The sequence below is a fragment of the Streptomyces sp. Q6 genome, from assembly GCF_036967205.1.
Taxonomy (GTDB): Bacteria; Actinomycetota; Actinomycetes; order Streptomycetales; family Streptomycetaceae; genus Streptomyces; species Streptomyces citrinus.
This window is the reverse complement of sequence record NZ_CP146022.1, coordinates 474565-495934: the sequence shown is the minus strand read 5'-3', so window position 1 is coordinate 495934 and position 21370 is coordinate 474565. Positions and strand designations below refer to the sequence as shown.

Annotated in this window: 20 protein-coding genes and 2 pseudogenes; 11 read left to right on the top strand and 11 right to left on the bottom strand. The window is 71.4% G+C overall.

Annotation, left to right across the window (positions count from 1 at the left end; genetic code table 11):
• Positions 1 to 4: 4 nt before the first annotated feature.
• Positions 5 to 1105, bottom strand: a pseudogene (locus tag V2W30_RS02515) (pectate lyase family protein); the annotation flags it as partial.
• Positions 1106 to 1350: 245 nt separating this feature from the next.
• On the opposite strand from V2W30_RS02515, the gene V2W30_RS02510 reads away from it, so the two are divergent.
• The 4 genes from V2W30_RS02510 to V2W30_RS02495 are packed head-to-tail and all read left to right on the top strand — an operon-like array spanning position 1351 to position 5948.
• Entirely contained in the window at positions 1351 to 2667 is a 1317-nt protein-coding gene (locus tag V2W30_RS02510; RefSeq protein WP_338693257.1) for a sugar ABC transporter substrate-binding protein, read from the top strand.
• 14 nt (positions 2668 to 2681) lie between these two features.
• Positions 2682 to 3698, top strand: coding sequence for a sugar ABC transporter permease (locus tag V2W30_RS02505; protein ID WP_338693255.1), 1017 nt, complete (start codon positions 2682 to 2684; stop codon positions 3696 to 3698).
• Complete coding sequence (locus tag V2W30_RS02500; protein ID WP_338693253.1) at positions 3691 to 4563, top strand: carbohydrate ABC transporter permease; 873 nt, start codon at positions 3691 to 3693, stop codon at positions 4561 to 4563. The genes V2W30_RS02505 and V2W30_RS02500 overlap by 8 nt, the downstream gene beginning before the upstream one ends.
• Before the next feature lie 20 nt (positions 4564 to 4583).
• The gene (locus V2W30_RS02495; RefSeq protein ID WP_338693251.1) at positions 4584 to 5948 is read left to right on the top strand and encodes a GH1 family beta-glucosidase; all 1365 of its coding nucleotides are present in this window, start codon (positions 4584 to 4586) and stop codon (positions 5946 to 5948) included.
• Between the two features lie 27 nt (positions 5949 to 5975).
• Here the strand turns inward: V2W30_RS02495 and V2W30_RS02490 are convergent, their stop codons facing one another.
• The 3 genes from V2W30_RS02490 to V2W30_RS02480 are packed head-to-tail and all read right to left on the bottom strand — an operon-like array spanning position 5976 to position 8479.
• Positions 5976 to 6248, bottom strand: a complete 273-nt coding sequence (locus V2W30_RS02490) for a metal-sensitive transcriptional regulator (RefSeq protein ID WP_338693249.1) — start codon at positions 6246 to 6248, stop codon at positions 5976 to 5978.
• Positions 6245 to 6811, bottom strand: coding sequence for a rhodanese-like domain-containing protein (locus V2W30_RS02485; RefSeq protein ID WP_338693247.1), 567 nt, complete (start codon positions 6809 to 6811; stop codon positions 6245 to 6247). Before V2W30_RS02485 ends, V2W30_RS02490 begins: the two co-directional genes overlap by 4 nt.
• Positions 6812 to 6856: 45 nt before the next feature.
• The gene (locus V2W30_RS02480) at positions 6857 to 8479 is read right to left on the bottom strand and encodes an FAD-dependent oxidoreductase (protein WP_338693245.1); all 1623 of its coding nucleotides are present in this window, start codon (positions 8477 to 8479) and stop codon (positions 6857 to 6859) included.
• 176 nt (positions 8480 to 8655) lie between these two features.
• Between V2W30_RS02480 and V2W30_RS02475 the strand changes: the two genes are divergently transcribed.
• A complete protein-coding gene (locus tag V2W30_RS02475) occupies positions 8656 to 9603 on the top strand; it encodes an SDR family oxidoreductase (protein ID WP_338693243.1) in 948 nt (315 codons plus the stop codon).
• A gap of 3 nt (positions 9604 to 9606) precedes the next feature.
• Here the strand turns inward: V2W30_RS02475 and V2W30_RS02470 are convergent, their stop codons facing one another.
• On the bottom strand, positions 9607 to 9846 hold the full coding sequence (locus V2W30_RS02470) for a hypothetical protein (RefSeq protein WP_338693241.1): 240 nt from the start codon (positions 9844 to 9846) through the stop codon (positions 9607 to 9609).
• 202 nt (positions 9847 to 10048) lie between these two features.
• Between V2W30_RS02470 and V2W30_RS02465 the strand changes: the two genes are divergently transcribed.
• Positions 10049 to 11608 (top strand): hypothetical protein, encoded by a 1560-nt coding sequence (locus tag V2W30_RS02465; protein WP_338693239.1) that lies wholly within the window; start codon positions 10049 to 10051, stop codon positions 11606 to 11608.
• Positions 11609 to 11614: 6 nt separating this feature from the next.
• Here the strand turns inward: V2W30_RS02465 and V2W30_RS02460 are convergent, their stop codons facing one another.
• Entirely contained in the window at positions 11615 to 12439 is an 825-nt protein-coding gene (locus V2W30_RS02460) for an endo alpha-1,4 polygalactosaminidase (RefSeq protein ID WP_338693237.1), read from the bottom strand.
• Positions 12440 to 12777: 338 nt separating this feature from the next.
• Here V2W30_RS02460 and V2W30_RS02455 point away from each other — a divergent pair, with 338 nt between their 5' ends.
• Positions 12778 to 13173: a nitroreductase/quinone reductase family protein gene (locus tag V2W30_RS02455; protein WP_338693235.1), complete on the top strand. Its 396-nt coding sequence runs from the start codon at positions 12778 to 12780 to the stop codon at positions 13171 to 13173.
• Between the two features lie 81 nt (positions 13174 to 13254).
• Positions 13255 to 13941, top strand: coding sequence for a ribonuclease H (locus V2W30_RS02450; RefSeq protein ID WP_338693233.1), 687 nt, complete (start codon positions 13255 to 13257; stop codon positions 13939 to 13941).
• Between the two features lie 54 nt (positions 13942 to 13995).
• Here V2W30_RS02450 and V2W30_RS02445 read toward each other — a convergent pair.
• Together V2W30_RS02445 and V2W30_RS02440 are read right to left on the bottom strand one after the other, a co-directional pair.
• A pseudogene (locus V2W30_RS02445) lies at positions 13996 to 14847 on the bottom strand (glycoside hydrolase family 16 protein); the annotation flags it as partial.
• Between the two features lie 261 nt (positions 14848 to 15108).
• A complete protein-coding gene (locus tag V2W30_RS02440; protein WP_338693231.1) occupies positions 15109 to 15366 on the bottom strand; it encodes a DUF7218 family protein in 258 nt (85 codons plus the stop codon).
• Between the two features lie 130 nt (positions 15367 to 15496).
• Between V2W30_RS02440 and V2W30_RS02435 the strand changes: the two genes are divergently transcribed.
• Positions 15497 to 16459, top strand: coding sequence for a D-2-hydroxyacid dehydrogenase family protein (locus V2W30_RS02435; protein ID WP_338693229.1), 963 nt, complete (start codon positions 15497 to 15499; stop codon positions 16457 to 16459).
• Between the two features lie 19 nt (positions 16460 to 16478).
• Here V2W30_RS02435 and V2W30_RS02430 read toward each other — a convergent pair whose 3' ends face one another.
• On the bottom strand, positions 16479 to 16970 hold the full coding sequence (locus tag V2W30_RS02430; RefSeq protein ID WP_338693227.1) for a cupin domain-containing protein: 492 nt from the start codon (positions 16968 to 16970) through the stop codon (positions 16479 to 16481).
• A gap of 183 nt (positions 16971 to 17153) precedes the next feature.
• Between V2W30_RS02430 and V2W30_RS02425 the strand changes: the two genes are divergently transcribed.
• On the top strand, positions 17154 to 17939 hold the full coding sequence (locus V2W30_RS02425) for an SAM-dependent methyltransferase (RefSeq protein WP_338693225.1): 786 nt from the start codon (positions 17154 to 17156) through the stop codon (positions 17937 to 17939).
• Between the two features lie 180 nt (positions 17940 to 18119).
• Positions 18120 to 19754 carry a GMC oxidoreductase gene (locus V2W30_RS02420; protein WP_338693223.1) on the top strand — a complete coding sequence of 545 codons (1635 nt, stop codon included), beginning with the start codon at positions 18120 to 18122 and terminating at the stop codon, positions 19752 to 19754.
• Between the two features lie 47 nt (positions 19755 to 19801).
• On the opposite strand, the gene V2W30_RS02415 is transcribed toward V2W30_RS02420, so the two are convergent.
• Positions 19802 to 20290, bottom strand: coding sequence for a carboxymuconolactone decarboxylase family protein (locus V2W30_RS02415; protein WP_425244471.1), 489 nt, complete (start codon positions 20288 to 20290; stop codon positions 19802 to 19804).
• The gene (locus tag V2W30_RS02410; RefSeq protein ID WP_338693221.1) at positions 20287 to 21369 is read right to left on the bottom strand and encodes a dihydrodipicolinate reductase; all 1083 of its coding nucleotides are present in this window, start codon (positions 21367 to 21369) and stop codon (positions 20287 to 20289) included. The genes V2W30_RS02415 and V2W30_RS02410 overlap by 4 nt, the downstream gene beginning before the upstream one ends.
• Position 21370: the final 1 nt, after the last annotated feature.

The window sequence follows — 21370 nt, the reverse complement described above, 5'->3', positions numbered from 1 at the left end:
GCTAGCAGGAACCGTCCGACACCTGGAGCCCCTTGCCCGAGCCCGCGGTCCGGCCGACGACGGCGGGGACGCAGGACGCCGGGTCGAGCGAGAAGGCGTACGGGATCGAGACCGTGGTGGTGGACGTGGGGTTCGGGCCCGCCGGGTGGTTCTCGTCACCCGGCGCCGACCATGTCACGTTGTCGAAGATGTTGCCGCTGACCTGCCAGTATCCGGTGGCGTCGGTGTAGAAGGTGCCGAGGACGTCCTTCGAGTCCTTGAAGTAGTTGTTGTCGACCTTCGCCTTGGCCCCGGCGCGGGAGTTGATGCCGGACTCGTTCAGGCTGACGTACGCGTTGTTGTAGATGTGGGCCGTCCCGCCGCGCAGCAGCGGGGCGCGCGAGTCGATGTTCTGGTACAGGTTGTGGTGGTAGGTGATGAAGCTGTTGGACAGGTCGCTCTCGCTGGATCCGACCAGACCGCCGCGGCCGGAGTTGCGCAGCGTGCTGTAGGACAGGGTCACGTACTTGGTGTTGTTCTTCATGTCGAAGAGGCCGTCGTAGCCCTCGTCCTCGCCGCCCGAGGCCGCGAGGTCGACGTGGTCGACCCAGACGTTGTGCACGTTGCTCTCCATGCCGATCGCGTCGCCGCCGTTCGACGTGGGGGAGCCGGACTTCTTGACGTTCTTCACCGTCACGTTCTGGATGATGATGTTGCTCGACTCCCGCAGGTGGATGCCGAGTTGGTCGAAGACGGCGCCGGAGCCGACACCGACGAGCGTGACGTTGCTGATCTGCTTGAGCTCGATCACTCCGTCGGCCGTGTTGCAGCTGTCGCCGGAGACCTTGCCGGTGTTGGCGTGGTTGATGGTCCCCTCCACCTGGATGGTGATCGGGGTGCTGCTCGATGCGCGGCCGCAGAGCGCGGCGTGGATCTGGGTTCCGGTGGTGGCCCGCACGGTCGTGCCGCCGGCGCCGCCCGTCGTCCCGCCGTTCTGGGTCGCGTAGCCGGTGGCGCCCGCGACGGCGGCGGCCGCCTCGTTCGTCGACACGGTCACGCCGATGCCGCCGGCCAGTGCGCTCGCGGCCAGCGCGGCGGTCAGTCGCAGTGCTACGGGTCGTCTCATCCTGATTCCCCAATGCGTCGTCGAGTACCGGGTGTTGCGGGTTCGTGTCGGTGTGGTCACGACGCTGCGAAAGGTTGCCGGGTCGTAGGCGATCCGCTGTGAGAAGTCCGTGCCGAATCTCTTGACGCGCTGTGTTCGGAAGGCTTAACTCACAACCTAAATTAAGCCCTGAGGGTGTTCATTGCCTGAACTCGCCATGCAGTGACCGCTGTCGGGGTTCCTCCGGATAAGGGACGCCTGGAGCCATGAGCAGAATCCGAGTCGCCGCAGTCTGTGCCGCCACCCTGTCGCTCGCCCTCACCGCGACCGCCTGCGGCGGTGGCTCGCCCACCGGGGGAGGGTCGAACGACTCCCCGAAGACGCTGACCTACTGGGCCTCGAACCAGGGCGCCAGCATCGCCGTGGACAAGAAGGTCCTCCAGCCCGAGCTCGACAAGTTCGAGAAGAAGACCGGGATCAAGGTCAAGCTCGAAGTCGTCCCGTGGTCGGATCTGCTCAACCGGATCCTCACCGCGACCACCTCGGGCCAGGGCCCCGACGTCCTCAACATCGGCAACACCTGGAGCGCCTCGCTCCAGGCGAGTGGCGCGCTCCTGCCGTGGGACGCCAAGAACTTCGACAAGATCGGCGGCAAGGACCGGTTCGTCGAGTCGGCGATCGGCTCGGCCGGCGCCACGGGCAAGGACCCGGCGGCCGTGCCGCTGTACTCGATGTCGTACGCGCTCTACTACAACAAGAAGATGTTCAAGGACGCCGGGATAGCCGAGCCCCCGAAGACCTGGGACGAGGTCGTCGCGGCCGGCAAGAAGATCTCCAAGGGCGGCAAGTGGGGCCTCGCCGCCGAGGGGTCGAACCTGTCCAACAACATCCACCAGGTCTTCGTCCTCGCCAAGCAGCACGGCGCCGACTGGTTCACCGCCGACGGCAAGCCGGACTTCACCTCGGACGGCGCCGTCGCGGCCGTGAAGCAGTACGTCGACCTGATGGCCAAGGACAAGATCATCGCGCCGGGCAACGCCGAGTACGCGCAGAACCAGTCCCTGAGCGACTTCTCCAAGAACAAGACCGCGATGGTGCTCTGGCAGGCCGCCGCGTCCACCTTCAAGTCGCAGGGCATGAGCGAGGACGACTTCGGCGTCGTGCCCGCGCCCGTCCAGTCCGGCGCGCCCGGCCAGGGCCGGAACGTGAACTCCATGGTCGCCGGCATCAACATCGCCGTCTTCAAGAACACCAAGAACCTCGACGGCGCCACGAAGTTCGTGAAGTTCATGACCAGCGACGAGGAGTCGAAGCTCCTCAACAAGACCTACGGCTCGATCCCGCCGGTCAAGGCGGCGCAGGACGACCCCGCGTTCGACGCGCAGGCCACCTCCGTCCTGAAGAAGACCCTCGGGACGAGCGCGGCGCCGCTGCCCCAGGTCGCCGACGAGTCGCAGTTCGAGACCGCCGTCGGTACGGCCGTGAAGGAACTCTTCGCGGACGCCGCCGCCGGCAAGCCGGTCACCACGGAGTCCGTGAAGGCCGCGCTGACCAAGGCCCAGCAGTCGATGCCGAACAAGTGAGTGCGGAGAACGTCATGACCACGACCGCCACGTCCCCCGCCGAGGCGGGGGAGGGGCGCGCCGTCGGCAAGAACTCCCCCGGGGCGGCAGGCGGTCAGGGCCGCCGCCCCGGGCGGATCCGCCGGATCGGCCTGCCGTACCTCCTGCTGCTGCCCGCCCTCGTCCTCGAACTGCTCGTGCATCTCGTGCCGATGGTCATGGGCATCGTGATGAGCTTTCGGGAACTCACCCAGTTCTACATCCGCGAATGGTCCACCGCCCCGTGGGCCGGCTTCGACAACTTCAAGATCGCCGTCGACTTCGACGCCCCCGTCGGCCAGGCCATGCTCCACTCCTTCCTCGTCACCTGCCTGTTCACGGTGGCGTCGGTCGGTCTGTGCTGGGTGATCGGCACGGCCGCGGCCGTCTTCATGCAGGAGACGTTCGCGGGCCGCGGCATCCTGCGCGCGATCTTCCTGATCCCGTACGCGCTGCCCGTCTACGCCGCCGTGATCACCTGGGTGTTCATGTTCCAGCACGACAACGGCCTGGTGAACCACGTGCTGCACGACCAGCTCGGCGTCACCGACAAGCCGTCGTTCTGGCTGATCGGAGACAACAGCTTCTACGCGCTGCTCACCGTGTCCGTCTGGAAGGGCTGGCCGTTCGCCTTCCTCATCGTCATGGCGGGACTCCAGAACATCCCGAAGGAGATGTACGAGGCCGCGGCGCTCGACGGCGCCGGCCTGTGGCAGCAACTGCGCCGCATCACGCTCCCGTCACTGCGCCCCGTCAACCAGGTCCTCGTGCTCGTCCTGTTCCTGTGGACCTTCAACGACTTCAACACGCCGTACGTGATGTTCGGCAAGGCGGCGCCGAAAGCCGCCGACCTCGTCTCGGTGCACATCTACCAGTCGTCGTTCGTCACCTGGAACTTCGGCACCGGATCCGCCATGTCCGTGCTCCTCCTGCTGTTCCTGCTCGTCGTGACGGGCGTGTACCTGGTGATCACCTCACGAGGCTCCCGGGGAAGGAAGACCGCCGATGTCTGACACGTCCGTGCGCCACCGCTCACCGATGGCCGCGCCCCGCTCCTTCCTCTGGGGCCGCCGCGTCTTCCTGACCCTGCTCACTGTCTTCGTGCTGCTGCCCGTGTTCGTCATGGTGTCCAGCTCGCTGAAGCCGCTCCAGGACGTCCAGGGCGAGTTCCACTGGATCCCCAGCTCCCTGACGATCCGCCCCTACATCGACATCTGGTCGACGGTGCCGCTGGCCACGTACTTCACCAACTCGGTGATCGTGGCGGGCGCGGCGACCGTCTGCTCGGTGATCATCGCGGTGTTCGCCGCCTACGCGGTCAGCCGCTACCGCTTCCGCGGCAAGCGCGTCTTCACGGTCACCGTCCTGTCGACGCAGATGCTGCCGGGCATCCTGTTCCTGCTGCCGCTGTTCCTCATCTACGTCAACATCGGCAACGCCACCGGGATCGCCCTGTTCGGCTCGCGCGGCGGACTGATCCTCACGTACATGACGTTCACCCTGCCGTTCTCGATCTGGATGCTCATCGGGTACTTCGAGTCGGTGCCGCGCGACCTCGACGAGGCCGCCCTCGTCGACGGCTGCGGCCCGCTCGGCGCCCTGTTCCGGATCATCGTGCCGGCCGCCATCCCCGGCATCGTCGCGGTCGCCGTCTACTCCTTCATGACGGCCTGGGGCGAAGTGCTCTTCGCCTCCGTGATGACGAACGAGCAGACCCGCACCCTCTCCGTCGGCCTCGGCGCCTACGCCAACCTCAACGACGTGTACTGGAACCAGATCATGGCCGCCTCGCTCGTCGTCAGCGTGCCCGTCGTCGCCGGCTTCCTGCTGCTCCAGCGCTACCTCGTCACCGGCCTCACCGCGGGGGCCGTCAAGTGACTCTCCCTGAAAGGAACTCCGTGTCCGACTCCCTGGACCTCGCCGCCTTCCCGCACGACTTTCTCTGGGGCACGGCCACATCGGCGTACCAGATCGAAGGAGCCGTCGCCGAGGACGGGCGCGCGCCCTCGATCTGGGACACCTATTCCCACACCCCGGGGATGATCGAGGGCGACGACCACGGCGACGAGGCCTGCGACCACTACCACCGCTGGCGCGACGACATCGCGCTGATGCGCCGGCTCGGCACGAACGCCTACCGGTTGTCCGTCGCCTGGCCGCGCGTCGTGCCCGGCGGTGACGGCCCCGTGAACCCCAAGGGCCTCGATTTCTACGACCAGTTGATCGACGCGCTGCTCGCCGCGGGCATCACCCCGTCCGTCACGCTCTACCACTGGGACCTGCCGCAGGTGCTCCAGGACCGGGGCGGCTGGCCGGTGCGGGAGACCGCCGAGCACTTCGCCGCCTACGCGTCCGTCGTGGCGGAGCGCCTCGGTGACCGCGTGAAGCACTGGACGCCGCTCAACGAACCGCTCTGCTCGGCCTGGATCGGCCACCTCGAAGGGCGGATGGCGCCCGGCTGGACCGATCTGACCGCCGCCGTGCGCGCCTCGTACCACCTGCTGCTCGGCCACGGCCTGGCCACGCAGGCGATCCGTGCCCATGTGCCCGGCGCCGAGATCGGCATCGTCAACAACCTCGCCCAGGTCGAGCCCGCCACCGACCGCCCCGAGGACGTCGCCGCGGCCCGCCGGATGGACGGCCACGCCAACCGCTGGTGGCTCGACCCGGTGCACGGCCGCGGCTTCCCCGCCGACATGCTCGACGTGTACCAGGTCGAACTCCCGCAGAAGGCGGGGGACCTGGAGACCATCGCGGCGCCGCTCGACTGGCTCGGCCTCAACTACTACTTCCCGTCCGTCGTCGCCGACCACCCGGCGGGACCCGCGCCCTACGCGGACGCGGTGCGCCGCCTGGGCGTCCCGCGCACCGGCATGGACTGGGAGGTCGACGCCGACGGCATCGAGTCGCTGCTCCTGCGCCTCACCCACGAGTACGGCGCCCGCAAGCTGTACGTCACCGAGAACGGCTCCGCGTACCCGGACGTCGTCCGCCCCGACGGCAGCGTCGACGACCCCGAGCGCGAGGACTACCTCGTCCAGCACATTGCCGCCTGCGCCCGCGCGATCCGCAAGGGCGCACCCCTCGCCGGGTACTTCGCGTGGTCGCTGCTCGACAACTTCGAGTGGGCGTACGGCTACGACAAGAGGTTCGGCCTCGTGCACGTGGACTACGCGACGCAGGTCCGCACGATCAAGGGGAGCGGACACCGGTACGGCGAGATCGTGCGGCGGCACGGGGCGCGGGCGCGCCGGGCGGCCTGACCGTCCGCGTCCCGCACCCCGGGGCGCTCACGCCAGTGACAGGAACAGCTTCTCCAGCTCCTCCTCGGACAGGGGAGGCTGTTCCCCGTCCGCGGCGTTCATGCAGTCCCGCATCCCGGAAGCGATGATCTTGAATCCGGCCCGGTCCAACGCCCTGGAGACGGCGGCCAGTTGGGTGACCACGTCCTTGCAGTCGCGGCCCGCCTCGATCATCGCGATGACCCCGTTCAGCTGGCCCTGGGCACGGCGCAGTCGCTTGAGGACGGCGTCCATCGCCTCCGGGTTCCCGGTGCCGCTCATGAGCGCAGCGCCGCTCGGGCGATGTCGAGCGCGCCGGGCTCGGGCCGGTTGAACGGCAGCTTGCCGAGCATGGCCGCCATGCCGCAGGTGTTGCTCAGCCCGGAGTAGACCAGACCGGACGCGACCCCGGCGGCGAGCAGGCGGCCCTTCGGCGCGCGCCGGCCGAGGGCGAGGCCGAGCAGGACGAGGGAACCGGCGGTGAACCGCACCTGGCGGTCCATCGCCCAGACGCCGCGGCCCGCGCGCGCGGCCGTGTCGACCGGGAGCCCGTCGGCCGACCAGGCCTGCGTGCCACCGGCGAGGCCGACGGCCTCGACACCCGCGTCGGCGAGCTTGGCGCAGGCGGCGGCGGAGCGCTGTCCGGCCGCGCACACGACGACGATGCGGCGCCGCTCGGCCGCCTCCCGCAGGTCGGGCAGGAGTGCGTCGAGGTGCTCGGCCGGTACGTTCACGGCGCCCGGCACATGGCCGGCCGCGAACTCGCCGGGGGCCCGCACGTCGACCACGAGGGTGCTGTCGGCGGACCGGGCGTGCAGCTCGGCCGGGGCGAGGGTGGTGCTCATGTCTCTCCTGTTTCGCTGGGTGATCAGGGTCGTGGGTAGGGCGGTTCAGGCGGCGCGGCCCGCCGACCAGGTGGCGTAGCCGCCGTCCAGGTTCGCGGCGTCGCGGCCGAGTCCGGCGAGCAGCCGCAGCGCCGTGTGGCCGCGCAACCCCACCTGGCAGTGGACGACGAGGTCGCCGTCCGGCAACTCGGCGGTGCGTTCGCGCAGTTCGTCGAGCGGGATGTTGACCGCGCCGGGGATGGCGCCCCGGGCGTGCTCGGCGGCCGTGCGCACGTCGACGACGGTGGCGCCCGCGTCACGCAGCGCGCTCACCTCGTGCCACTGGACCGTGCGGTCCGTGCCGGTCGCCAGGTTCTCGGCGATCATCCCGGCCATGTTGACCGGGTCCTTCGCCGAGCCGTACGGGGGAGCGTAGGCCAGCTCCAGATCCGCCAGCTCGGGCGCGGTCAGACCGCCCGCCATCGCGGTGGCGACGACGTCGATCCGCTTGTCGACCCCGTCGGCGCCGACCGCCTGCGCACCGAGGATCCGCAGGTCCGTGGGGTCGTACAGGACCTTGAGGGCGATGGGGGACGCGCCCGGGTAGTAGCCCGCGTGCGAGCCGGGGTGCAGGTGCAGCGCCTGGTACGGGCGGCCCGCCGCGCGCAGCCGCTTCTCGTTCCAGCCGGTGGCCGCCGCGGTGTGCCCGAAGACCTGGACGACGGCGGTGGCGGTGGCCGGTCGGGCCGCCACCGGACGCCCGACGATCGCGTCGGCGACGAGACGCCCGTGCCGGTTGGCCAGGTTGGCGAGCGGTACGAGGGTGCTCTCGCCGGTCAGCCCGTCCCGCTTCTCCGCCGCGTCACCGACCGCGTAGACGGCCGGGTCGCTGGTGCGGCCGCTCTCGTCGACGGCGATGCCGCCGCGCGGGCCGATGGTGAGCCCGGCGGACCGGGCGAGCGCGACATCGGGCCGTACGCCGATCGCGATCAGTACGAGGTCGGCGGGCACCGTCCGTCCGTCGTCCAGGACGACGTCGTGCGCGCGCACCTCCTTGAGCTGGGTACCGAGCGCCAGCCGGACACCGCCGGCACGCAGCTCGTCGGCGAGCGGCGCCGCCATCTCGGGGTCGAGCGGCGGCAGCACCTGCTCGCCGAGCTCCACGAGGGTCACGTCGAGGCCCCGGCGGCGCAGGTTCTCCGCCGCCTCCACGCCGATGAACCCGGCGCCGACGACCACCGCCGTGCGCGCGCCGGCGTCGAGCCGCGCGGCGATCCGGTCGGTGTCGGAGACGTCCCGCAGCGTGAACGCCCGCTCCACCCCGGGAAGTTGGGGCACGAACGGCCGGGCGCCGGGGCTGAGCACCAGGCGGTCGTACGACTCCTCGTACTCGTCGCCCGTGGTCAGGTCGCGCACCCGCACCGAGCGGGCGGCCGGATCCACGGAGAGCGCCTCCTGGCGCACCCGCACATCGAGGCGGAAGCGGGCCCGGAGCGCCTCGGGTGTCTGCACGAGCAGCGCGTCGCGCTCCTCGATCACACCGCCCAGGAAGTACGGCAGCCCGCAGTTCGCGTAACTGACATGCGCACCGCGCTCCAGGACGACGATCTCCGCCCGCTCGTCCAGTCGGCGCAGCCGCGTCGCCGCGGACATGCCGCCCGCCACGCCACCGATGACCACGACCTTCACAACAACCTCCTGTCGCCCCACGTGAGTGTATACCCCCGAGGGTATCAGCTATACGCCCCGGGGTATGAAACGGAGCTGATCGCTCCAGAATTCCCGGGAAGTCGGACAGCAGATGTCCGGATTGAGGGGCACGCTCGCCACACGACGACAGAACACGACCGACCACGGGAGACCATGTGACGCACCACCCGGACCCGGACCCGCAACCGGCGGACGGCCCCCTGACCGGCAAGATCGCCCTCGTCGCGGGGGCCACCCGCGGCGCGGGCCGCGGCATCGCCGTCGAACTGGGCGCGGCCGGCGCCACCGTCTACGTCACCGGCCGCACCACCCGCGCCCGGCGCTCCGAGTACGACCGCGCCGAGACCATCGAGGACACCGCGGACCTCGTCACCGCGGCGGGCGGTCACGGCATCGCCGTCCCCACCGACCACCTCCAGCACGACCAGGTCCGTGCGCTCGTCGAGCGCGTCGACCGCGAGCAGGGCCGCCTCGACGTCCTCGTCAACGACATCTGGGGCGGCGAGCGGCTCTTCGCCTGGGACACCCCCGTCTGGGAGCACGACCTCGACAACGGGCTGCGCCTGCTCCGCCTCGCCGTCGAGACCCACGCCGTGACCAGCCACTTCGCACTGCCGCTGCTCCTGCGCCACCCGGGCGGACTGGTCGTCGAGGTCACCGACGGCACGGCCGAGTACAACGCCACGCGCTACCGGAACTCGTTCTTCTACGACCTCGCCAAGACCTCCGTGCTGCGGATGGCCTTCTCCCTCGGGCACGAACTCGGCCCGCGCGGCGCGAGCGCCGTCGCGCTGACACCCGGCTGGATGCGCTCGGAGATCATGCTCGACGCGTTCGGGGTCACCGAGGAGACCTGGCGCGACGCGCTGCGCGACCAGCCGCACTTCGCGATCTCCGAGACACCGCGCTACGTCGGCCGGGCCGTCGCCGCGCTCGCCGCCGACCCGGACGTGGCCCGGTTTAACGGCACGTCACAGTCCAGCGGCGGCCTCGCACAGGTCTACGGCTTCACGGACCTCGACGGCAGCCGCCCCGACGCCTGGCGCTACCTCGTGGAGGTCCAGGACACGGGCAAGCCGGCCGACGTCACCGGCTACCGCTGACGGCTACGCCTGCCCGTCCGGGTCGTCGATCCGCGCCGGCCAGATCGCCGTGCCGCCGCCGCGCCACTCGATGACATCCGGGTCGTCGAGCGGCGCGTCGTCGAGACCGGCGCGCCGCAGGAACTCCGTGACATCCGCGACGGACGTCGCGAGCCCCACGTCCTCGCCGCGAATGGTGACCCGCCGCCCACCGGGCTGGGCCGCGTGCACGACAACTGAGGGGTATCCGTCGAGTCCGTCCATGCCCCCAGCTTGGCCGCCCCGCGAAGGGCCTGCACCTCAAGGGGGTCAGGAGCGGGCACGACGGTGGACCGGGCGGCCGCCGGCGCCGACGTGACCCTCGGGCGCCGGAAGGCGGAAAGAGGCCGAAAACCGCCTGAAGCGGGACCAGTTGGGGTGTGGTCACCGGGCGCGCGTCAGGCGGCGTTCCGGTTACGGTGCTGTGGTGATCAACGCGCAAGGCATCCACGAGGCACACCCCACCGAGCCGGGGACGGCGCTGCTGCTCGCCGCCGCCCCCGTCGGCAAGGGGTGCCTCATCGACGCGGCCGCGGTGCTGCCGGCGCTCGCGGCGGTCCCGCCGAGCGCCCTCACCGGCACGGCGGCGGCGACCGTCGTCGAACTGGCCGACCCGCTCGACCCGCAGAACGTCCTCACCCGGATCCGCACGGCCGCGGCCCGCCCCGGCCCCTTCCACCTGTACGTCACCGGCCAGCTCCACCTCGACCACCGCCAGCGCCTGCTCCACCTGGCGCTGGCCCGCACCACCCCGTCGACCCTGCGCTACACGGCCCTGCCCTGGCACTGGCTCACCGGCGAACTCGCGCTGCGCCGCCCGCACATCACGACCGTCGTCCTCGACCTGGTCGCCGACGCGGACGCCTGGCAGCACGTACGGGTGGGCGGCGTCGGGCTCGGCCACGGAGTCCGGGTCTTCGGCCGGGTCAGCCCGCCCCCACCACGCCGTACGACGCTGACACCCGGATACCTCAAGGCGTACGCCGACATCTGGCGTGCGGGGGAGCGGCCCGGCGCGGCTCGTCTGCACGAGGCGGCGGCCGCGCGCTCCGGCCCGCCCGAGGCGCTCTTCCTGGCCCTCGACACCACCTTCGGGCCACACACCCCGACGCCCGCCCCGACTCCGGCTCCGATCCCGGCTGTGGCTCCCGCCCCGACTCCGGTCCCGATCCCGGCCGAGACCCCCGTCCCGACTCCGGTCTCGGCTGTGGCTTCCGCCCCGACTCCGGTCCCGATCCCGGCCGAGACCCCCGTCCCGACTCCGGTCTCGGCTGTGGCTTCCGCCCCGACTCCGGTCCCGATCCCGGCCGAGACCCTCGCCCCGACTCCGGTCCCGGCTGTGGCTCCCGCCCCGGCTCCGGCTCCGGTTCCCGCCGGGGCTACGGCTCCGGTCCCGGCCGTGGCTCCCGCTCCGACTCGCGCTCCGGCCGCTGCCGTTGCGGCTCCTGTTCCGGCCTCCACCGCGGTTCCTGCTCCGATTCCCGGGCAGGTCCCGAGTCCGGTCGGCGCGGCGCGGCCCCAGTCGCGGTCCGTTCCCCGGCCCTCGGCGCCGCCCGCCCCCGAGGGCGACCCGCACCCCGCCCTGCTCGCCGCCGCGCACGCGGGCCGGCACGCGGAGGCCGCCGGTATCGCCGCGCTGTGGGAGAGCGAGGCGTTGCGCACCCACGGCGCCGGCTCACCGCAGGCGATCCACTGGCTCGAGGTCAGGGCCGACCTCGCCCGGCTCGCCGGGGACCCGGCCCGCAGTTTCGCTCTGTGGACCGCGGCCGCCGAGGCGCGGCTGGCGCGCGGCGAGGCGCCCGCCGACGAGGACGTCGAGGCCGCCGTCGACCGGGCCCACCATCAGTGGGAACAGCTCGCCGACCCGGTCGACACCCGGACCCACGCCGCCGCGCTCACGGCTCTGCGCCAGCGGGTGCCGGGCCGCCGCCCCGGCGCGGTCGAGGCGATCAGGCGCCGCCTGGCCGCGCCGGCCCCCACCTCCTGACCGTGCTCAACAGGCCCGCCGCACGTACCCCTTCGTGCCGGCGGGCCGTACGTCCAGGTCGCGCAGGACGACGGACAGCCGCGAGCCCCAGGCCCGGCAGGCCCGGGTGAAGTCGGCGGCGCGGTACTCGATCACGAAGACCCGGTCGTCGTAGGCCTTCGCGTACGCCCCGCACTCGTCGTAGCGCGCGCACTCCTCGGCCACGGCGAAGTCGAAGCCGACGGCGGCGTGCCGGGCCAGCAGCTCGGCGGTGTTCTTCTGTCCGACGGCGAGTCCCGCGTCGTGCGCCCGGTCGGCGACGAGCCGCGCGAACGCGACCGCGTCCGCCGGGTCGAGGAGGTCCTGCGAGCGGGTGTAGGAGTCCAGGTTGTCGGGCTCGACCGCCTGGAAGCCGTCGTCCGCGCAGCCGTCGACCCACCGCCCCACGATCGCGGCCAGGCGCGCCCGCTTGCCGGGCGTCGAGATGTCGAACAGGACCTCGTCCCAGTCCTCGTCGATCACCAGCCGTCCGTCGGCGTTCCGCAGCAGCAGATCCGGATGCTCACGCGCCCACCAGGCCCGCGCGTCCGGCTGGGCCTGGAACGCGTTCACGTAGCAGACGTTGTAGAGCCCACGGGCGGGCGCCGCGCTCCGGTCCCTGGCCACGGCCCGCACCCCGGCGGGCGGCCGGTACGGGCCGCCGATCTGGTAGTCGAACGCGGCATCGGCCGTCGGCCGCACCACCCGCGGCGACACGTCGCCCTCGGTCGACGACGAGCAGGCGGACAGCAGGACGGCGGCCAGGCCGAGACAACAGGCCAGCAGGCGGCGCGGAGGCGGGGCGACGATCACCGTCGACACCCTACGAGGACGGCCGCCGCTCCCGGACGGCGAGGCGCGCCCGCGCGCCTCGTGACGCACCTCACGGGCCGCGGGGGAGGCCCGGGGAACAACCCTGCCACCTGGCCCGTTGAACCCATCGTGGACACGGAGGGAACAGTGTCCCCGGGCCCTACCTATCGCCCGCAGGGAAGATCGTTCGGCTGAAGCCCTGCGGAGCCCCCCCCGCCGAGAGGCGACCGCCCTCCGTGCCCACCTCTCAGCCGCCCCGGCCGTGGTCCCCCGTCACGGTCGGGGCTTTCCTCCGTCCGCCTCCTCACCCCTCCACGGCGGGCGACTACAGTGCGGTCATGCCGCGCGCACACGAGATCAAGCACCGGGTCGTCACCGCATTCCAGCGGCGTGTCGCCAACCCCCTGTCACGGCGGCTCCCGGGGCAGGTGCTCGTGGAGACCACGGGCCGCACCTCCGGCCTGGCGCGGCGCACCCCGGTCGGCGGACGCCGTGTCGGCGACGCGTTCTGGCTCGTCTCGGAGTTCGGGCTGAAGTCGCAGTACGTGCGCAACATCCAGGCCGACCCGGAGGTCCGTGTCCGGATCCGCGGCCGCTGGCACCACGGCACCGCGCACCTGCTGCCCGACGACGACGCGCGGGCCCGCCTCACGTCCCTGCCCCGGTACAACAGCGCCGCCGTGCGCGTTCTCGGCACCGAACTCCTCACCTTACGCGTGGACTTGACCGACTGAACTACGCGGAGCACCCTGGCGCGCTGGTCGTGGACACGTCAGCAGTCTTCGTTCGGGGTCCGGCCCTGGCATGATCGGGGCATGGCAGAACGTGTGATCGCCGCGTGTGACGGCGCGTCGAAAGGAAACCCCGGCCCCGCGGGCTGGGCATGGGTCGTCGCCGGCGACGACGAGAAGCCCGTCCGGTGGGAGGCCGGCGCGCTCGGCACGGCGACCAACAACGTCGCCGAACTCACCGCCCTTGAGCGGCTGTTGAGCACCATCGACCCGGCCGTGCCGCTGGAGGTCCGGATGGACTCCCAGTACGCGATGAAGGCGGTCACCACCTGGCTTCCCGGCTGGAAGCGCAAGGGCTGGAAGACGGCTTCGGGCAAGCCCGTCGCCAATCAGGAGCTGGTCGCGCGCATCGACGCGCTCCTGGAAGGCCGCAAGGTCGAGTTCAAGTACGTGCCCGCGCATCAGGTCGACGGCGACCCGCTGAACGACTTCGCCGACCGCGCCGCCAGCCGGGCCGCGATCGTGCAGGAGCCGGCGAGCAGCGCGCTCGGCTCCCCGGAGCCGCCGCCCTCGTCCCCGTCGTCCGCGTCGCCCGCCCGCGCGAAGACCGCGGCCAAGAAGAAGACCGCGGCGTCGTCCGGCTCGTCCTCGCGCACGCTCAAGGCGAAGTTCCCCGGCCGCTGCCGCTGCGGCCGCTCGTACGCCGCGGGCGAGGACATCGCCAAGAACCCCGACGGCTGGGGTCACCCGGAGTGCCGCGTCTCGGCCTGATCGCCCGCGGTGGTGCGAGGGGCCCGACCCCCCCTCGCACCACCGGCCCGTCTAGCTGCTCACCCGCACGTAATCGACGACCAGCTGCTGCGGGAACCGGGTGCCGCCGTCCGGGTCGCCCGGCCAGTAGCCGCCGACGGCCAGGTTGAGGATCAGGAAGAACGGCTTCTCGAACACCCACTGATGGCCGCCCACGTCGGCCGGCGTCCGGGTCTGGAACACCGTGCCGTCCACCGACCACCTGATGGAGTTCGGTGACCAGTCCACCGCGAACGTGTGGAAGGCGTCCGCGAACGCCTGGCCGCCCGGCAGCGAGTACGCCGCGCCGATGCCGCCGGAGCCCGAGTAGCCGGGGCCGTGGATCGTCCCGTGGACCGTGGAGGGCTCGAAGCCCACGTTCTCCATGACGTCGATCTCGCCCGAGTTGGGCCAGCCCACCGACCCGATGTCGTCGCCGAGCATCCAGAACGCCGGCCACATGCCCTGCCCGCGCGGGATCTTCATCCGCGCCTCGACGTGCCCGTGCGTCGTCGAGAACTTTCCCGACGTGTTCAGCCGCGCCGAGGTGTACTGACACGTGCCGTACCAGCACGGGTAGTTGGCCGGGTTCTCCTTCCGTGCGGTGATCACCAGATGGCCCTGGCCGTCGAGCGCCGCGTTGTTCGCGCCGGAGGTGTAGTACTGCCGCTCGTGGTTGTTGACGTTGTCGCCGGTCTCGATCTGCCACTTCGACCCGTCGACCGCCGAGCCCGCGGGCCCGTCGAAGTCGTCGGAGAAGGTGACCGCGGCCGCCGAGGCGCCGCCGGCGCCGACGGCGTTCGCCGTGGGGACGAACGCCGCGCCGCAGCACAGCAGCGCGGCCGCGGCCAGGGGAAGCCTGCGGCGGAGTGCGGAGCGCATACGCATGGAGCATCACGTCACTTCGGGTAGGGGGATCGCGCCTGTCTCGGGCGCGCCAGAAAGTGAAGACAAGTGGAGAGGGGGGCAGGTGGAGGGATGGGTTGCGCGTGGTGCGTTAACTTCAAGAGTTGATTTAAGAGTCGTCGGGAAGGGGCGTCAAGGCATTCGTCCAGACCAACTCGGCTAAGGGTGTGGGCAGTTGGACCCCGGGCGCGACGAAGGGCCCCCGGCGCGCACGGCGCCGGAGGCCCTCGGTGGCGTATGGACTCAGTGGTCCCGCAGCGCCTTGATGAGCTCTCCCTTGGTCATCTGCGAGCGGCCCTCGATGCCGATCTTCTTGGCCTCGCGATACAGGTCCTCCTTCGTGCGGTCCTCGTAGGCGCCCGCCTTCCCTCCCTTGCGGCCGGTCGCGGAGCGTGACGTCCGGGCCGCGTCGTTCGCGATCCGGGCCGCCTTCTCCTTGCTCGCGCCCTCCCGGCGCAGCGCCTGGTACGTCTTCTCGTCCTTGATCTGTGCCCTCGGCACGGAGACCACCTCCAGTACGGGATCGAGGCATGACGTGGCCTTTCCTGCCTATCGCGGGTACCCGGGATCCGCCACACGAGCCCGTACTAGGGTCGCGGCAGGTGATCGATCACAGAGTGAGGGAGTCAGGGTGGCCGCGCTGCGTTGTGCCGTACTCGACGACTATCAGGGCGTCGCCCGCGAGCTCGCGGACTGGGAGCGGCTCTCCGGCCGCGTGGACGTCCGGTTCCTCGACCGGCACTTCGCCACGCACGACGATCTCGTCGCGGAGATCGGCGACTGCGAGATCGTCGTCGTGATGCGCGAGCGCACCCCGTTCCCCGCCGAGCTGTTCGCGCGGCTGCCGCAGCTGAGGCTGATCGTCACCTCCGGCCTGCGCAACGCCTCCCTCGACCTGGCCGCGGCCGCCGCGCATCAGGTCACGGTCTGCGGCACCCCCAGCCGCTCCGAGCCGCCGGCCGAACTCACCTGGGCGCTCCTGCTCGACCTCGCCCGCGGTGTCGTCGCCGAGAGCGAGAACCTGCGCACCGGCGGCCCCTGGCAGCACACCCTCGGCGCCGACCTCGCCGGACGCCGCCTCGGCCTGCTCGGCCTCGGCAAGATCGGCACCCGGGTCGCGCGCGTCGGCACGGCCTTCGGCATGGACGTCGCCGCCTGGAGCCAGAATCTCGAAGAGGAGCGCGCCACCGCGGCCGGCGCCACCCTCGCCGCGTCCAAGGAGGAACTCCTGGAGACCAGCGACTTCGTCTCCGTGCACCTCGTCCTCGGTGAGCGCACCCGGGGTCTCGTCGGCGCCGCCGAGCTGAAGCGGATGCGCCGCACCGCGTACCTCGTGAACACCTCCCGCGCCGCGATCGTCGACCAGGACGCGCTGGTCCAGGCGCTGCGCGAGGGCTGGATCGCGGGCGCGGGCAGCGACGTCTTCGACACCGAGCCGCTCCCGCTCGACCACCCGCTGCGCACCGCCCCGAACTTCCTCGGCCTGCCCCACCTCGGCTACGTCACGCGCCGCAACTACGAGGGCTACTTCCGGGGCGCCGTCGAGGACATCGAGGCGTATCTGGCGGGCAGCCCGCTGCGCACCCTGGGGTGAGCACCCCCGCCGGGGCCGCTCAGGCCGAACCGCCGGTCGTGGGGTCCTGGCGCTCGACGAACGGGCGCAGGGCGTCCGCCAGGTGCGGGAACTCGGTCAGGACGTCCGGCGTCGCGAACGCGTGGTCCGCGTAGTCGAACCCCGGCGTGACCACCTCCGCCACCAGGCCGATCACGGCGCCGCCGACGAGCTGCGACGCCTTCCAGCAGCCGCCGGGCACCAGCAGGAACCGCTCGTCGTCCGGGCCGAGCAGCGTGCGCGTGAGCGTCCCCGCCGGGTCGACCGTGACGTACTCCAGCGGGCCGCCGTCGATCAGGAAGTGCAGGATGTCGCTTCGGTTGCGGTGCAGCAGGCCGCGCGGCTGCCGCTCGTCGAGGAGGTAGTGGATCGAGGTCGCCGCAGGGCGGGGCCCGTGGGCCGTCTCCACGGTGACCGGGCTGGTGTAGAGGCGACGGAAGAAGCCGCCCTCACCGTGCGGTTCGAGTCCGAGCTCGCTCTGCCGGTCGCGCATGGTTCCTCCCTTCCACGAGGGCGGTGGATCATCGACTCCGGCCACCCTGCGTCGCCGGCGCCGTACCGCCCGTGAACCCTCAACGCCCTGATCAACGCGGGCAGTTGACATGGCAGACTGCACATGGATCACCCCACGGATCAACCCCTGGACCGCCCCCTTCGCGACGATGGAGCCCGACCCATGACGGAACCCGCAGCCCGACCCCGTATCGACACCAGTCAGGCGCACCCCGCGCGGGTCTACGACTGGCTGCTCGGCGGCAAGGACAACTACCCGGTCGACGAGGCCGTCGGCGCGCAGCTGCCGCCCGAGGCGCGGGACGGTGCCCGGCAGAACCGCGCGTTCATGCAGCGGGCCACGCGCTGGCTCGCCGGTCAGGGCGTCGACCAGTTCCTCGACATCGGCACCGGCATCCCCACCGCGCCGAACCTGCACCAGATCGTGCAGAGCGTCGTGCCGTCGGCCCGTGTCGTCTACACCGACAACGACCCCATCGTGCTGCGGCACGCGGAGGCGCTCCTCGTCAGCACCCCCGAGGGCACCACGGACTACATCCAGGCCGACGTCCGCGAGCCGGGCACGATCATCGAACACGCCCGTACCGTCCTGGACTTCGACCGCCCGCTCGCCCTGTCCCTCATCGCGCTGATGCACTTCCTCCCGGAGGAGCAGAAGCCGTACGAGATCGTCGCCGAGCTGGTCTCCGCCCTGCCCTCGGGCAGCCACCTGGTGCTCTCGCACGCCTCGTCGGACATCTTCCCCGAGCTGTCGGACCAGGTCACCGCCGAGTACGCGAAGGGCGGCATCAAGCTCGGCTTCCGCAGCCGCGACGAGGTGGCCCGCTTCTTCGACGGCCTCGACCTGGTGGAGCCCGGCCTGGTGACGGCGACCGAGTGGTACCGCGACGAGCCCGCCCCCGAGCCGGAGCCGAGCGGGATCTACGGCGCCGTGGCCCGGGTGCGCTGACCGGACGACGAGCCGAGGGCGTCGCCCCCGGACGCCCTCACCTCGCTGTTCGCCGCTCGGTGTACAAGATCGGGAGAAGATGGCCTGAAACGGACGCACATTACCTATCGGTATGCATTCACTTGATAGGCGAACAACAGTAGAACTCGTTCCCATTCTGTCGAGAGTGAGGAACCAGGAATGACCGACGCAACCCGCCCTGAAGTCGCGCGCAACGGAATCTCCCGCCGCGGTTTCCTCGCAGGAACGAGTTCTCTTCTCGGTGCCGTGGCACTGAGCGGCCACGCGGCCGCCGCTGCCGCGCCCCGCACCGCCTCCGTCGCCGACGGCGCGCACCTGCCCGCCCTCGTCGTCGGCACCGGCTACGGCGGCTCCGTCGCCGCGCTCCGCCTCGCCGAGGCCGGGGTCGACGTCCAGATGGTCGAGATGGGCATGGCCTGGGACACCCCCGGAAGCGACGGCAAGATCTTCGCCAACACGACCCAGCCCGACCACAGATCGTTCTGGCTGCGCACTAGAACCAAGCAACCACTGAGCAACTTCCTCGGCTTCCCCATCGACAAGGACGTACCGCGCTACACGGGCATCCTCGACGCCGAGGAGTTCGCCGGGATCATCGTGTACCAGGGCCGCGGCGTCGGCGGCGGCTCGCTCGTCAACGGCGGCATGGCGGTCACGCCGCGCCAGGAGAACTTCGCCGCGATCCTCCCGTCCGTCGACCCCGCCGAGATGTACGGCACCTACTACCCGCGGGCCAACGCGGGCCTCGGCGTGGCCACCATCGACCCGGACTGGTTCGAGTCCGCCGCCTGCTACCAGTACGCGCGCGTCGGCCGCAAGCACGCGCAGCGCTCCGGGTTCCCCTTCGTGTTCGTGCCCGACGTGTACGACTGGGACTACATGGAACGGGAGGCGGCCGGCACCGTCCCCAAGTCGGCCCTCGCCGGAGAGATCCTCTACGGCAACAACTACGGCAAGAAGACGTTGCAGAAGACCTATCTGCAACGCGCCACCGCCACCGGCCGGGTCACCATCTCCGCGCAGCACAAGGTGACGGACATCGCCCCGGCCTCCGGCGGCGGCTACACCGTCCGCATCCAGCAGCTCGACACCACGGGCGCCGTCACCACGACGAAGGAGGTCACCGCTGACCGGGTCTTCCTCGCCGCGGGCAGCGTCGGCACAAGCAAGCTCCTGACCCGCCTCAAGGCCACCGGCCGGCTCCCCGCCCTCAACGCCGAGGTCGGCCAGGGCTGGGGCGACAACGGCAACGTCATGTGCGGCCGCGCCAATCACCTCTGGGACCCGACCGGCGCGCTCCAGGCGTCGATCCCCACCGGCGGCATCGACAACTGGGCGGCGGGCGGCGCGTTCGCCGAGGTGGCGCCGTTGCCGACGGGCATCGAGACGTACGCGTCGTTCTACCTGTCCATCACGAAGAACCCGAACCGCGGCCGGTTCACGTACAACCCGACGACCGGCGGCGTCGACCTGGACTGGCAGACCGCGTGGAAGCAGCCCTCCATCACCGCGGCCAAGACCATCTTCGACAAGATCAACGCGAAGGAGGGGACGATCTACCGCACCGATCTGTTCGGCACGTACAAGATCTGGGGCGACCACCTCACCTACCACCCGCTGGGCGGCGCGGTGCTCAACAAGGCGACCGACAACTACGGCCGCCTGCACGGGTACGCGGGCCTGTACGTGATCGACGGCGCGCTGATCCCGGGCAACACCAGCGTCAACCCGTTCGTCACCATCACGGCGCTCGCCGAGCGCAACATCGCGCGGATCGTCGCCACGGATCTGTGACGCGGTGAGGGAAGTGCCTGCCCAAGTCCTGAGGGCGTGAGGGGTGTTCAGGACTTGGGCAGGACGCACACGGCGTCGAGGCCGAGCACATGGTTGAGCCGCCCGAACGCCAGCCATGAGCCGATGGCCATGCTGAGTTCCACGATCTCCGCCTGGCTGTAGCAGGCCGTCATCCGCTTCCAGAACGCGTCGTCGAGCCCGTGGTGGTCGAGCGCGTACCGCTCCGCGTACTCGGCGGCGAGCCGGGTCCGGGTGTCGAACGCGTCCGTCGCCCGCCAGTCCTCGACGGCGTCCGCGAAGGGCTCCTCGACCTTCTCGCCGTCCCGCTCGGTGCGCCAGTCCAGGCAGAACAGACAGCCGTTGATCTGCGCGATCCGCAGCCGCGCCGCCTCGAACTCGCGCAGTCCCAGCGTCGAATGGTCGTACACCGCCATCGAGAACTGCGCGGCGACGGGACCGATCCCCGGCACCATCTCGCCCCACACGTACGGGATGGGCTCCTCGCCCTCCGGGATGTCGATCCGCAGGTCCGTCATGGCTGTTTCCTTCCGAGCCGGCCGGTCGCGGGCAGCAGGGGTACGTCGAGCGCGTCGTAGAGACCGGGCTCCGCGGCGGTCAGCCACTCGATGGCGCCGACCAGTCGGCCGACGGCGGTCGCGTTGCCGCCCGCCGCGTGATTGCCGTCCTCGTCGGTGGCCTGGACGGTGACCTCGATACGCGGGCGGCCCTCGATGACGACACGGTGGGCGCCGGCGCCGCCGCCGGGCGGCACGGGCCAGTCCGGCGCGCAGGACGGATGGATCCGGGTGACGTGCTCGACGACGATGCGCACGTCGCCGTCGACGATGCCCTGCACCTCGAACCGGACGGCGCCCTGGGTACCCGCCGCGAAGTCGCCCATGGCCGCCGTCGACACGTCGCGCTCCAGGGCCCGCCGCTCCAGCGTCTCCCGGATCTCGCCGAGTTCGACACCGAGCGCGCGGGCCAGCAGTCGGATCTGGCCGCCCCACACCATCGTCGGCACCGACTCGGCGAGCATCAGCGGCTCGTACTCCATGGGGTGCCCCATGCCGACCAGATGACGGACCGACTCCTCCTGGTCGTACGTCGAGTAGTCGAAGATCTCCTGGCAGCGCACCACGTCGATCCGCGAGCCGAGCCCGCTGACCAGCAGCGGCAGCACGTCGTTGGCCCAGCCGGGGTCGACGCCGGAGACGAACAGCGAACCGCCGCCCTCGGCGATCGCCGCGCGCACCGGGTCGGTGAAGTCGGGTGGCGCGCTGCGCGGATCGTAGAGGGGGTAGAGCGCCGGGGTGACGACGACGGCCCCCGCGCGCAGGGCGCGGCAGACGTCGTCGAGGGCCTCGTCGGGGCGCAGGTCGCCGGAGGCCGCGTAGACGACGGCACCGGGCCCGGCCGCGAGCACCGCGTCGACGTCGGTCGTCGCGGTGACGCCGAGGGCGTGGCCGAGGCCTGCGAGGTCACCCGCGTCCCGGCCGTGCTTGGCGGGCTCGTGGACGAGCACGCCGGACAGTTCGAGGGCGGGGCGGGCGTCGACGGCCCGGATGGCCGCGCGCCCCACGTTTCCCGTGCCCCAGACCACCGTGGAAGTCATG

Bases quoted from the DNA above. Each gene is read 5' to 3' on its own strand.
- V2W30_RS02510 (WP_338693257.1), top strand. From the start codon at position 1,351: ATGAGCAGAATCCGAGTCGCCGCAGTCTGTGCCGCCACCCTGTCGCTC.
- V2W30_RS02505 (WP_338693255.1), top strand. From the start codon at position 2,682: ATGACCACGACCGCCACGTCCCCCGCCGAGGCGGGGGAGGGGCGCGCC.
- V2W30_RS02500 (WP_338693253.1), top strand. From the start codon at position 3,691: ATGTCTGACACGTCCGTGCGCCACCGCTCACCGATGGCCGCGCCCCGC.
- V2W30_RS02490 (WP_338693249.1), bottom strand. From the start codon at position 6,248: ATGAGCGGCACCGGGAACCCGGAGGCGATGGACGCCGTCCTCAAGCGA.
- V2W30_RS02485 (WP_338693247.1), bottom strand. From the start codon at position 6,811: ATGAGCACCACCCTCGCCCCGGCCGAGCTGCACGCCCGGTCCGCCGAC.
- V2W30_RS02470 (WP_338693241.1), bottom strand. From the start codon at position 9,846: ATGGACGGACTCGACGGATACCCCTCAGTTGTCGTGCACGCGGCCCAG.
- V2W30_RS02455 (WP_338693235.1), top strand. From the start codon at position 12,778: ATGCCGCGCGCACACGAGATCAAGCACCGGGTCGTCACCGCATTCCAG.
- V2W30_RS02450 (WP_338693233.1), top strand. From the start codon at position 13,255: ATGGCAGAACGTGTGATCGCCGCGTGTGACGGCGCGTCGAAAGGAAAC.
- V2W30_RS02430 (WP_338693227.1), bottom strand. From the start codon at position 16,970: ATGCGCGACCGGCAGAGCGAGCTCGGACTCGAACCGCACGGTGAGGGC.
- V2W30_RS02425 (WP_338693225.1), top strand. From the start codon at position 17,154: ATGACGGAACCCGCAGCCCGACCCCGTATCGACACCAGTCAGGCGCAC.
- V2W30_RS02420 (WP_338693223.1), top strand. From the start codon at position 18,120: ATGACCGACGCAACCCGCCCTGAAGTCGCGCGCAACGGAATCTCCCGC.
- V2W30_RS02415 (WP_425244471.1), bottom strand. From the start codon at position 20,290: ATGACGGACCTGCGGATCGACATCCCGGAGGGCGAGGAGCCCATCCCG.
- V2W30_RS02410 (WP_338693221.1), bottom strand. From the start codon at position 21,369: ATGACTTCCACGGTGGTCTGGGGCACGGGAAACGTGGGGCGCGCGGCC.